The organism is Clostridium sp. AF27-5AA, assembly GCF_003478415.1.
GTDB lineage: Bacteria > Bacillota > Clostridia > Lachnospirales > Lachnospiraceae > Otoolea > Otoolea fessa.
Genome location: NZ_QUFH01000002.1, coordinates 89,202 through 101,280, shown reverse-complemented (window position 1 = coordinate 101,280; position 12,079 = coordinate 89,202). Strand labels below are relative to the sequence as shown.

Here is a 12,079-nt window from a genome sequence, read left to right as displayed (position 1 = left end):
TTACAAAAAAAGAAAGAGGCAGTTTGCCCCTTTGCAATACGCATAGCTATCACTATACCAGATCATAGTGTGGATGTCAAACAGATGGAGAAAAATTTGACATCCACCCCATTTGGGACTACACTAACAGTTGATTTCATACAGTTGCTGCATGCTCTATGAACCTGCCGGACTGTCACTGCATTTCTTATTTATATACACCCGAAGTTTTGTTGCACCGGATTTTCTCAAAACTTCCAGACATACATCACAGCAGAAAGGAGGACAGCGCCGTTCTTTTTCCAAAAGGTTTTTGATACAGGCGCCTGTTATCATTATGAAAATCATTGATTCACATTTGCACTTTTGTCCCGGTTACCCGCATTTCGATGAGATTGCCATCGAAGCCGGTCATATCAATAATGAAGAGCATCTGCGGGAATGCTTTCAGAAATATAATATCGTCGGCGGCATCGTCATGGGAAACCGCGGCGTTCACCCGGATAATCACACATACCCGGATTTTCTGCGCTATTGCGTCGGCGTCGAAGCACGAAAACTGACGCCGGAAAAGATTCAGAAGACATGCGATCTTGTCGAAGAAAACTTAAAACGGAATACCTGCGTCGGCATCAAACTCTATCCGGGATATGATTCCATCTACGTTACCGACGAGCGCTTCGAACCGATCTACGACCTCGCCAAGGCGTATAAAAAGCCGGTTGCCATCCACACCGGACAGACCGCCGGTTCCAAAGCATTCATCAAATACAGCCATCCGCTGACCCTCGATGAAGCCGCCGTCCGCCATCCGGATGTCCAGTTCGTCATGTGCCACTTCGGCAACCCGTGGCTGATGGATGCCGCCGCCGTTGTCGAGAAAAATGAAAATGTCGCCGCCGACCTCTCTGGGCTTTTAGAGGGCAAATTTGACATTCCGGAGTTTCTGGAAGAGCAGAGCGGGTATATCAGCACCCTGAAAATCTGGCTTGCCTACATCCGCGACTATGATAAGCTCATGTTCGGCACCGACTGGCCGCTCGCCAACTATGAAGATTACATCGAAATTACGAAACGGCTGATTCCGGAAAAATACTGGGAAACTGTGTTCTATCAGGCGGCGGAGCGGATTTATCATTGCAATTTTTAATGGATTTTTAGAAATCATAGCTCTTTTAAACCATAAAAAAGATACTGAAAACGGCTTATTTCAGGCTGTTCCCAGTATCTTTTTTATCTCAAAACATCATTCTTTCCCGGCACCTGTCACATCTAAAAATACATCCGCCACTCTTTCCATCCCCAGATACGCATACGGCAGCAGCAGCATAAAATACACCACCGAATACTGCCCCTTTGCCTCCCAGACCAGATGGAACAGGAATCCCCCAATAAACACGATTCCCGGAAGCAGCATCCCCCATCTGTCCGTTTCTCCACGTTCCTGCCTCTCCCAGACCGTTTCCATTCCCTGTTTTTTCACAGCTTTCACCGTTTTTTCTGCCTTTTCTGCTTCTATCCTCTTTTCCCATGTTCGGTTCATCAGGACATGCTTACTTCGGCTTCCTTTGGCACTCATCCCGGCAATCACCCATACACATGCCATCGCATACACAAACGTCTGCACCAGATTCGCCGCAAAAACATAGAGCCGGTTCAGACCCCCTTCTTCCTTGAAAAGCTCCCATGGCGGGCTTCCCTCCGCCCAGGAGGTATTTCCCACCTCCTGGATCCAGAGACTCTGAAAGGTCGGTTCCGCCCAGATTGACTCGATCTTCCGAACAAAGAAATCAGCGGCTTTCGCCGGTTCCTCTGCCATATCTGAAATCGTTCTCCGCAAATCTGCCTGCGCCCATGCGGCCGCCAGATCCGCATCCCCATCTGCCTTCTGAAAGAGTTTTACCTGATAGCCATTGTACCAGCCCGGTCCACGTTTGCTCTCCTCCAGTCCCATCTGCACCCAGGCAATCATCGGCGCACCGTCCGATACCGTGCGTCCGGTCACAGAAGAAATTCCTGTTTGAATCCCCCGGTTTCCAATCACATACACTGTAATCAGAAGCACCGCTGCCACCAGCAGGCGTGCTTTCCTTCGAAAGACTCCCGAGGATGCCAGATACAAAAACAGCGCCACCAGCACAATCTCATAATTCGACTTGAGGATCACCGCCGCCGCTACTGCTGCCGCGCCAATCCAGAAGTCTCTTCCCCGCCCCTCTTCCACATACCGCACCAGACGTTCCATCGCCAGACACGAAAGTCCAAATCCTGGCATCGTGCCGTACACGAAGAGGATATAGAAAGAAAATGGCAGACAGCACGCCATCCACAAAAGCAAGCTGCACCTTTCGTTTCCCCAGACCGTCATCCGCTGCAGGCTCACGATTCCCAGAATAAAAAATCCGATATTTAAAATCTGGAAAACTACATACGCCGCATCTCCAAAAAAAAATGCCAGCACTGCCATATAGAGAATCAGCCCGTTCTGAGACGGGTAAGTGTACGCATACCCAAGCGGTCCTTCCGCTGTCCCATATGAATACGCCACCGGCTCCCAGGCGCTGAAATCGCCCTGCAGAAGTCCCTGCGCGGACGCCATACACTGATGGGAGTCAGAACCGCCCCAGGACGGGACAAGGAGAATCCAAAAAAGATAGGCAGCAGCCGCTAAAAGAAGCCACTGGTTCTTCCGGCACTTTCGTTCCTTTCTCCGCCTGTAAAACACCGTCAGTCCAATCACACCCGCACCAAAAAACAGGTGCAGAAACAGACTGTCCCTTCCATACTGTACAATCTCAGAACCTCCATAGACCCGGCAGGTCACAACCGCGCTGAGCAGTGTCAGGAAAAAAAGAATTCCTCCCAACAAAATCCGCACCAGCCCGACACAAAATTTTTCCAGCATTTCCTTCCTCACTTCTGTCATTTCTGTCAAATTCAGGTTTCATCATTACTGTTCAAGCATCGTGCCCAGCAACTTTTTATCCCTTTTTCATTCCCATCTGCCCTAAAACTTTACTCATTTTATCAAGTCATTTGCCAAATGTCCACTCTTTCCGGCACTCTTTTTGTTACTGTGAACAGCTACGGATTTGAACCGTTACCTCTTCCCCCAAATATAGCTTGACATTCCTCTTCGGTTCTGGTATATCTTAAACATAGCAGTCATACAACTGACGGATAAGTGGATCAACCACATGAAGTATGACTGGAAATTGCCGACCGTCTGGGCGTCACAGCACAGACCGTGGGTATTTTTTTTTACTCTCACTGTCTCTGCTGGGATCGAAATTTTTCAACCAGGAGGGAAACACATGTCTGCTATGTATCAAACATTCCAAAACACACCTATCTTCCAAACGGCCTGGAGAGGTTTTCTGGGCTCCAAATGGACCGACGAAGTGAACGTCCGCGATTTCATCCAGAACAACTATACGCAATATGATGGCGATGAAAGCTTTCTCGCTGCCCCGACCAGTACCACTCATCTGCTCTGGGAACGCCTTCAAAAGCTTCAGAAGGAAGAGCGCGAAAAGGACGGTGTGCTCGAATGCGAAACTGAAATCGTATCCAGCCTGACTGCCTATGGTCCGGGATATATCGATCCGGAGCTTAAAGATCTGGAACGCATCGTCGGACTTCAGACCGACAAACCACTCAAGCGGGCATTTATGCCATTCGGCGGAATCAAGATGGCGGAGGAAGCCGCCAAAACCTACGGCTACCATGTCAATCCAAAATTTCATAAAATCTTTACCGAATACCACAAAACCCACAACCAGGCCGTCTTCGATGCATATACCCCGGAAATGAAAGCCGCCCGCCACTGCCATATTGTCACCGGGCTTCCGGATACCTACGGACGCGGCCGAATCGTAGGCGACTACCGCCGGATCGCCCTGTACGGAATCGATTTCCTAATTCAGGAAAAGAAAAAGGATCTGGAACGCTGCGGAAATGGTGCCATGTTTGATGACATCATCCGCCAGCGGGAAGAGCTCGCCGAGCAGATCCGCGCTCTAAAGGGCATTCAGGAGATGGCTGCCATCTATGGTTTTGATATCTCCCGTCCGGCTTCCAATGCCAAAGAAGCCGTCCAGTGGCTCTACTTCGGTTACCTCGCTGCCGTTAAGACCCAGAACGGTGCCGCCATGAGTGTCGGACGCGTTTCCACCTTCCTTGATATCTACATCAACCGGGATTTAACAGAAAAAACACTGACCGAAGCCGAGGCACAGGAATTAATCGACCATATGACAATGAAATTCCGCATGGTAAAATTTGCCCGGATCCCATCCTACAACCAACTTTTCTCCGGCGATCCGGTCTGGGCAACGCTGGAAGTTGCCGGTCTGGGACAAGACGGGCGTCCGATGGTAACGAAAAACGATTTCCGCTTTTTACATACGCTGGAAAATATGGGACCGTCCCCAGAACCAAACCTGACCGTCCTTTACTCTTCCCGCCTGCCAGAGGCATTTAAGAAATATGCTGCCAAAATCTCCATCAACACATCCTCGATCCAGTATGAAAACGACGATGTCATGCGTCCGATCTGGGGGGACGACTACAGCATCTGCTGCTGCGTCTCCGCCACCCAGACAGGCAAGGAAATGCAGCTGTTCGGCGCCCGTGCCAATCTTGCCAAATGCCTTCTCTATGCCATCAACGGAGGCAGAGACGAGAAATACACTACCAAAGACGGACGCCCGATGCAGGTTGGTCCGGCGTATGCGCCGATCACATCCGAATACCTCGATTATCAGGAAGTCATGCATAAATACGATCAGATGCTGGACTGGCTGGCGGGCATTTATGTGAATATCCTCAATTTGATTCACTATATGCACGATAAATATTACTATGAGTCCGCTGAGATGGCGTTGATCGACACGGATGTCCGGCGTACCTTTGCCACCGGAATCGCCGGTTTCTCCCACGTGGTCGATTCTCTCTCCGCGATCCGGTATGCAAAAGTGAAGGTCATCCGTGATGAATACGGCATCGCCCGCAAGTTTGAGACAGAGGGCGATTTCCCACGCTACGGAAATGATGACGACCGCGCCGACGAGATTGCCGTATGGCTGTTAAAAACCTTTTTACATAAAGTAAAAAAATACCACACCTACCGGAATTCCGAGGCAACCACCTCCATCCTCACGATCACCTCCAATGTTGTATATGGCAAGGCAACCGGCGCACTTCCGGACGGACGGCCGGCATTCACCCCGTTTGCCCCGGGCGCAACTCCTTCCTACGGCGCAGAGCAGAACGGTCTGCTCGCTTCTTTAAACTCGGTCGCAAAGCTTCCATATGAATATGCGCTCGACGGCATCTCCAACACAGAAACGATTGCACCGGGGGCGCTCGGTCACTCCGAGACAGAGCGGAAAAACAACCTGGTTCACGTCCTGGACGGATATTTTGATCAGGGCGCGCATCATTTAAATGTAAATGTCTTTGGAATCGAAAAACTGAAAGACGCGATGGAACACCCGGAAAAACCGGAATATGCCAACTTCACCATCCGTGTTTCCGGATATGCCGTTAAATTTATCAATCTGACCAGAGAACAGCAGCTCGACGTGATCGCCCGCACCTGCCACGAGGTGCTGTAACGATGCATACCGGTTATATTCATTCCATCGATACCTTCGGCTCCGTAGACGGTCCCGGTGTCCGCTTCGTGGTATTCATGCAGGGCTGTCTCATGCGCTGCCGCTACTGCCACAATCCGGATACATGGGTACTGCCAAAGGAACTTTTCCTCCCGGACGTCTCCACCCACACTTCCGGCACATCCGCTCTTTCCAAAGGCGTTTCTTGCCCATCCAAACACACCGGTTCGCAGGAAATCACCCCGGAAGCACTTCTTCGCCAGGCACTCCGCTACCGGAGTTACTGGCGCGGGGGCGGCGGCATCACCGTCAGCGGCGGAGAACCGCTCCTTCAAGCTGACTTTTTATGTGAACTTTTCCAGCTTGCCAAAGAACAGCACATTCACACCACACTGGACACCGCGGGACAGCCATTTACCACCGCCGAACCTTTCTTTTCCCACCTGACCACGCTTTTAGAGCACACCGATCTTGTTATTCTGGATCTGAAACACATCGATCCGGAAAAACATCGTCTTCTGACTGGGCACTCCAACGAATCCATTCTTTCCTTTGCCCGGTTTTTAGACCAGATTCATAAGCCCCTGTGGATCCGGCATGTTTTAGTCCCCGGCATTACCGATGATCCGGCCAACCTGCATGGAATCCGTGCATTTCTGGACACACTTTCAAATGTGGAAAAGGTAGAAATTCTCCCATACCACACGCTCGGCATCTATAAATGGGAAACGCTCGGCATTCCCTATTCCCTGTCCGACATCCGTATCCCGGACGAGAACGATCTGAAGCGGGCAAGCCAAATCTTGTTGGGATGAAAAAGAATGTGCCTTGGCACCTTCGGGCGTCTCACGCGGTCGCTTGCGACATGTTTCTGCTTCGCGCGAGTGCGCATCCTCGCGGAGCATTTTATATTTCATAGGACGCAATTTCCTATGAAATATAAAACGGCCCTTGGAAAGCGCTCCTGTTTGCGTTTCCCAAGGGTCGTTTTTATGTGGCTTACCCAGTCATCAGACTTTAAACCGGTATCCAACACCCCATATCGTCTCAATATACTGCGGTTTCGCCGTGTTGAACTCGATCTTCTCACGGATCTTCTTAATATGCACGGTAACCGTCGCGATATCTCCCAACGACTCCATATCCCAGATCTCGCGGAAGAGTTCTTCCTTGGTAAATACATGGTTCGGGTTCTGTGCTAAAAAGGTCAGCAGGTCAAATTCCTTCGTCGTGAAGTTCTTCTCCTCGCCGTTGATGTAAACGCGGCGGGCAGTCTTATCAATCTTGAGTCCCCGGATCTCGATGATCTCGTTTTCCGGCATACCGCTGCCGATCAGGCGCTCATAACGCGCCAGATGCGCCTTGACACGCGCCACCATCTCGCTCGGACTGAATGGTTTCGTGATATAATCGTCCGCGCCCAGTCCCAGACCGCGGATCTTGTCAATATCGTCCTTTTTCGCAGATACCATGATGATCGGTGTGTTTTTTACTTCCCGGATCTTCTTGCAGATCTCGAAGCCATCGACCCCTGGTAGCATCAGATCAAGAATCAGAAGGTCAAAATCTTCCTCCATGCCGCGTTTCAGTCCCGTTTCTCCATTATTTTCTATCTCAACCTCAAAACCAGAAAGCTCCAGATAGTCTTTTTCCAGCTCTGCAATACTCTCCTCGTCTTCTACGATTAATATTCTGCTCATCTGTGAATTCCTCCTGCTGTTTTTATTTAAACGACCAAACTTCAAATCACTATGCCCCGACATACTTGCGCAAAACGAAATGGATCTCCGTTCCGATGCCTTCCTTGCTGGTCGCCCAGATGCGTCCGCCGTGATCTTCGATAATCTTCTTTACGATCGAAAGCCCGATGCCGCTGCCGCCCTTGGACGAATTTCTCGACGAATCCGTCCGGTAGAAACGATCGAAAATATACGGCAGATCTTTCGCCGCGATTCCCTTTCCGTTGTCCTCGATGATGACCTGGATAAAATCGCCGTCATCCTTGATGCGGATATTTAAAATACCCTTTTTCTTGTCCAGATATTTGAGCGAATTTCCGATAATGTTGTTGATCACTCGCTTCATCTGCTCCGCGTCCGCGATCACGACCACATCCTCGTCCACATAGTTGAAATATCCCAGCTCGATGCCGCGCGTCTCCATATCCAGACCAACTTCCTCAACACAATCACCAAAATACTCCGCCACATTGATCTTTGAAAAGTTGTACGGAATCTTGTTCGTATCAATCTTCGAATAGAACGTCAGCTCGTCAATCAGTCGATCCATATCGTTTGCTTTATTATAAATCGTCCGAATATATTTATTCAATTTCTCAGGTGAAGAAGCCACGCCATCCTGAATGCCTTCCACATACCCCTTGATCGCCGTGATCGGAGTCTTCAGATCATGGGAAATATTGCTGATCAGCTCTTTGCTCTCCTTGTCGTACTGGAGTTTTTCTTCCTGCGATTCCTTGAGACGCAGACGCATCTCCTCGAAATCCTGGCAGAGCATTCCGATCTCATCTTCATCATCCACATCGAGCGTAAAGTCCAGATTTCCATCCCGGATCTGCTTGGTCGCCTCCTGCAGCTTGTGCAGCGGACGCAGCAGAGAACGGTAGATCCACATGATCAGCAGACCGCCCATAAAACTGATGATCAGCACGCCGAGAAGCAGCATCTCTCCGAGCAGCGCCTTGATCTCCGGCACATAATCCCCGACGTTCGTCACGATGAACACACTGCCCTGTGAATCATCTGAAAACCGGAAATCGATCTGTTTGACCAGATGCTGTTCCTCGCCATCCATGTAAATACTGCCTGCCATACTTCCCTGATCACCGTACGGCGCCAGCCGTTCGCAGAGCTCGCGTCCATCCTCGCTTCCGCAGAATGTGATGTTCTTGCCCTTGCGGATGACCAGATACGAATATTTATCGCGCAGTTCTTCATTGACCTTGTTCAAATAAGCCGGTTCTTCAAATAAATCTGTATTTTCCCCGACTGCCTCGCGGATCTCCTCCTGGATTCCCTGCGTCAGCCGGTTAAACACCTGTGTCTGATTGCCGGAGAGCAGATCGATCTGCTCCGACAGCCCGTATGTTTTCTGAAACAGATGCTCCTGATAGTTTACGAGTCCGAACGCCGCCACAAATATGAGCACAATCGGAACGACCGTAATCGTCACAAAAGCAATCGCCAGACGTGTGCGTATCTTCATCCTATTTCCTCCAGTCATTGCCCGGTCTGATACCAGATTGCCCCTACAAAAATCCTCCCGCAAAACTGCGTCGGACTTCTGCGCTTTTGCTCCTGATATCTTCCACAAATAGTGTATCATATTTTGCAGATTACGTCTCTAAAAGTATTATAAATAAAAAAGCATGTGCCTTTTTGTATAATAAAAGAGACTGCCGCAAAAGCGGCAGCCCCCTCGTTCTGATCTTATGATTTTTTACGGGCAGATATCCCAGCAGCGTTTCCTACTCTTACAGATACGCCTTTAATTCATCCACCTTATCCAGCTTCTCCCACGGAAGATCCAGATCGTCGCGGCCGAAATGTCCGTATGCAGCCGTCTGTTTGTAGATCGGGCGGCGCAGGTCAAGCATCTTGATGATGCCAGCCGGACGCAGGTCAAAGTGCTTGCGGATCATCTCAACCAGCTGATCCTCACGCAACTTGCTGGTTCCGAATGTATCTACCATGATGGAGGTCGGCTGTGCAACACCGATCGCATAGGAAAGCTGAATCTCACATCTGTCTGCCAGTCCAGCTGCTACGATGTTTTTCGCAACATAGCGGGCTGCGTATGCAGCAGAACGATCCACTTTTGTGCAGTCTTTTCCGGAGAATGCGCCGCCGCCGTGACGCGCCATGCCGCCGTAGGTGTCCACAATGATCTTACGTCCGGTCAGACCGCTGTCTCCATGCGGACCGCCGATAACGAAACGTCCGGTCGGATTGATAAAGAATTTTGTATTCTCATCAACCATCTCTGCCGGCAGAATCTCGTCAAATACATATTTTTTAATATCCTTATGGATCTGCTCCTGGGTTACTTCCTCGTCATGCTGGGTGGAAAGAACCACTGCATCCAGACGGGATGGTTTGCCGTTCTCATCGTACTCTACGGTTACCTGTGTCTTGCCGTCCGGGCGCAGGTAGCGCAGGGTTCCGTCTTTGCGGACCTTGGTCAGCTGGCGTGCCAGTTTGTGTGCCAGATAAATCGGATATGGCATATATTCATCCGTTTCGTTGGTCGCATAACCAAACATCATACCCTGATCGCCGGCACCGATTGCCTCCAGCTCCTCGTCGGTCATCTTGTTCTCTTTTGCTTCCAGCGCTTTATCAACTCCCATCGCGATATCCGGGGACTGCTCGTCCAGTGCCACGATCACGCCGCAGGTATCACAGTCAAAACCGTATTTCGCACGGTCATAACCGATCTCACGGACGGTATTGCGGACTACCTTCTGGATATCCACATAGCCTTTCGTTGTGATCTCGCCCATAACCATAACCAGACCGGTTGTCGTCGCCGTCTCACAAGCCACACGGCTCATCGGATCCTGCTCTAAGAGCGCGTCCAGAATCGCATCGGAAATCTGATCACACATTTTATCCGGATGTCCTTCGGTTACTGATTCAGATGTAAAAAGTAATCTCTCCATATTTCCTCCTTTGATAAGTTTGTCGTAAGACATAAAAAAAGTCCGCAGCAACACGGACTTGATTATCTCGATCAAATCCTCTTATTGCTCGATAAACCGATCTCCCGGTTCCTCGCTCAGGCTGGCACCTTCCGTTCCCTGCTGAGACCAATTTTCAGTCCCATGTAACGGGGTTGCCGTGACTTCATAGATCCTTTGTATCTCCATCACTCTGAATAAGGGATATATACGAACTTTTTAATTGTTAAAAGTTTCAACAGTACGATAACATACTCCGCGGTGTCTGTCAAGCAATATGTGACACCGCATTCTTTTTTATCAGCCCACTTTGAGTCTGAACTTCTGCGCCTCTTTCTCAGAATCGACTTTCTCGATCACCGCGCCAAGTCCCTGCAGCTTCTTCTCAAAATGCTCATAGCCTCTCTGGATATAACCGATCTCATCGACAGTCGTATATCCTTCCGCTGCCAGCCCCGCAATGACCAGGGCAGCGCCTGCGCGCAGATCTGGTGCCTCCACCTGTGCTCCGGTCAGCTTCTTCACGCCGGTAATGATCGCGGTATTGCCCTCTACCTTGATGCGTCCACCCATGCGGGCAAGTTCGTCCACATATTTAAAACGGTTTTCAAAAATACTCTCAGTCACTACACTGGTTCCCTCTGCCAGTGCCAGTGTCACAGTGATCTGCGGCTGCATATCAGTCGGAAATCCCGGATACGGAAGTGTCTTGATATCGGTATGCACATGACTCGGGCGTCCCACAACACGAACCGCCTCATCAAACTCCGTCACCTCACAGCCCATCTCGATAAGCTTCGCAGAAATTGCTTCCAGATGCTTCGGAATGACATTCTGTACCATCACGTCGCCGCGGGTGATCGCTGCCGCACACATAAATGTACCTGCCTCGATCTGGTCCGGGATGATCGAATATTCGGTTCCATGCAGCTTGTGGACGCCGCGGATGCGGATCACGTCGGTTCCGGCACCCTTGACATTGGCTCCCATGCTGTTTAAGAAGTTCGCCACATCGACGACATGCGGTTCTTTCGCCGGATTCTCGATGATCGTCTCGCCCTCTGCCAGCGTCGCTGCCATCATGATATTGATCGTCGCGCCGACCGACACCATATCCAGATAAATATGGGTACCAACTAAATCAATCGCATGTGCGAGCACCGCGCCATTTTCCACCTGCACCTTCGCACCGAGGGCACGGAAGCCCTTTAAATGCTGGTCGATCGGACGGCTGCCGATGTTGCATCCGCCCGGAAGCGGAACCTGTGCGCTTTTGTACTTGCCAAGCAGGGCGCCAATAAAATAGTAGGAAGCTCGGATCCGGCGGATGTACTCGTCATCCACATGGATCGCATGAATCCCCTTCGCATTGATGCGGACAGTGTGCCGGTCAATCCGGTCTACCATCGCGCCAATCTCCGAAACAGCCTCCAGAAACACGTTGATATCACGCACGTCCGGCAGATTTTCTATTAAAACATCCTCGTCCGTCAGAATCGATGCCGCCAAGATTCCCAGCGCCGCATTCTTCGCTCCGCTGATAGTCACTTCGCCTACCAGCGGATTTCCGCCCTTCATAATAAATTGTTCCATTCTGCACCTCAAAATCTATTATCTTACGATACTTACACGCGCCAGACGGCGCCTCAAATCTTTAATATTTTCTTAAATTTATATCATGTTATCTACATGATTATATCATAACATCTCAATTTGTAAAGCACTGGCTTTCCGTTTATTACTGTTTACGCATATGTGCCCAGTAATGGAATTTGCCGTGGCT

The 12,079-nt window shown here is 50.1% G+C and carries 8 protein-coding genes and 2 riboswitches; of the genes, 3 read left to right on the top strand and 5 right to left on the bottom strand.

Going from position 1 to position 12,079, the window contains the following annotated elements; genetic code table 11:
* Positions 1-316: 316 nt before the first annotated feature.
* The gene (locus DWY89_RS02805) at positions 317-1,129 is read left to right on the top strand and encodes an amidohydrolase family protein (RefSeq protein WP_118523488.1); all 813 of its coding nucleotides are present in this window, start codon (positions 317-319) and stop codon (positions 1,127-1,129) included.
* 96 nt (positions 1,130-1,225) lie between these two features.
* On the opposite strand, the gene DWY89_RS02800 is transcribed toward DWY89_RS02805, so the two are convergent.
* Positions 1,226-2,884, bottom strand: a complete 1,659-nt coding sequence (locus DWY89_RS02800; RefSeq protein ID WP_118524380.1) for a hypothetical protein — start codon at positions 2,882-2,884, stop codon at positions 1,226-1,228.
* 254 nt (positions 2,885-3,138) lie between these two features.
* A riboswitch (ZMP/ZTP riboswitch) is annotated at positions 3,139-3,218 on the top strand.
* 75 nt (positions 3,219-3,293) lie between these two features.
* Here DWY89_RS02800 and pflB point away from each other — a divergent pair.
* Both pflB and DWY89_RS02790 read left to right on the top strand, forming a co-directional pair.
* The gene (gene pflB / locus DWY89_RS02795) at positions 3,294-5,597 is read left to right on the top strand and encodes a formate C-acetyltransferase (RefSeq protein WP_270224325.1); all 2,304 of its coding nucleotides are present in this window, start codon (positions 3,294-3,296) and stop codon (positions 5,595-5,597) included.
* Between the two features lie 2 nt (positions 5,598-5,599).
* Complete coding sequence (locus DWY89_RS02790) at positions 5,600-6,412, top strand: radical SAM protein (protein WP_118469045.1); 813 nt, start codon at positions 5,600-5,602, stop codon at positions 6,410-6,412.
* A gap of 195 nt (positions 6,413-6,607) precedes the next feature.
* On the opposite strand, the gene DWY89_RS02785 is transcribed toward DWY89_RS02790, so the two are convergent.
* The 4 genes from DWY89_RS02785 to DWY89_RS02770 all read right to left on the bottom strand — a co-directional run bounded on the left by DWY89_RS02785 (position 6,608) and on the right by DWY89_RS02770 (position 11,889).
* On the bottom strand, positions 6,608-7,297 hold the full coding sequence (locus tag DWY89_RS02785) for a response regulator transcription factor (protein WP_022359471.1): 690 nt from the start codon (positions 7,295-7,297) through the stop codon (positions 6,608-6,610).
* 49 nt (positions 7,298-7,346) lie between these two features.
* Positions 7,347-8,822, bottom strand: a complete 1,476-nt coding sequence (locus DWY89_RS02780) for a HAMP domain-containing sensor histidine kinase (RefSeq protein WP_117796521.1) — start codon at positions 8,820-8,822, stop codon at positions 7,347-7,349.
* Between the two features lie 268 nt (positions 8,823-9,090).
* The gene (gene metK, locus DWY89_RS02775; RefSeq protein ID WP_022359473.1) at positions 9,091-10,278 is read right to left on the bottom strand and encodes a methionine adenosyltransferase; all 1,188 of its coding nucleotides are present in this window, start codon (positions 10,276-10,278) and stop codon (positions 9,091-9,093) included.
* Between the two features lie 78 nt (positions 10,279-10,356).
* A riboswitch (SAM riboswitch) is annotated at positions 10,357-10,500 on the bottom strand.
* Between the two features lie 96 nt (positions 10,501-10,596).
* Positions 10,597-11,889, bottom strand: coding sequence for a UDP-N-acetylglucosamine 1-carboxyvinyltransferase (locus DWY89_RS02770; protein ID WP_022359474.1), 1,293 nt, complete (start codon positions 11,887-11,889; stop codon positions 10,597-10,599).
* Between the last annotated feature and the right edge of the window lie 190 nt (positions 11,890-12,079).

What these genes read in the sequence shown, in the direction of transcription:
- DWY89_RS02805 (WP_118523488.1), top strand. Translation starts at nt 317, where the DNA reads ATGAAAATCATTGATTCACATTTGCACTTTTGTCCCGGTTACCCGCAT.
- DWY89_RS02800 (WP_118524380.1), bottom strand. Translation starts at nt 2,884, where the DNA reads ATGCTGGAAAAATTTTGTGTCGGGCTGGTGCGGATTTTGTTGGGAGGA.
- pflB (WP_270224325.1), top strand. Translation starts at nt 3,294, where the DNA reads ATGTCTGCTATGTATCAAACATTCCAAAACACACCTATCTTCCAAACG.
- DWY89_RS02790 (WP_118469045.1), top strand. Translation starts at nt 5,600, where the DNA reads ATGCATACCGGTTATATTCATTCCATCGATACCTTCGGCTCCGTAGAC.
- DWY89_RS02785 (WP_022359471.1), bottom strand. Translation starts at nt 7,297, where the DNA reads ATGAGCAGAATATTAATCGTAGAAGACGAGGAGAGTATTGCAGAGCTG.
- DWY89_RS02780 (WP_117796521.1), bottom strand. Translation starts at nt 8,822, where the DNA reads ATGAAGATACGCACACGTCTGGCGATTGCTTTTGTGACGATTACGGTC.
- metK (WP_022359473.1), bottom strand. Translation starts at nt 10,278, where the DNA reads ATGGAGAGATTACTTTTTACATCTGAATCAGTAACCGAAGGACATCCG.
- DWY89_RS02770 (WP_022359474.1), bottom strand. Translation starts at nt 11,889, where the DNA reads ATGGAACAATTTATTATGAAGGGCGGAAATCCGCTGGTAGGCGAAGTG.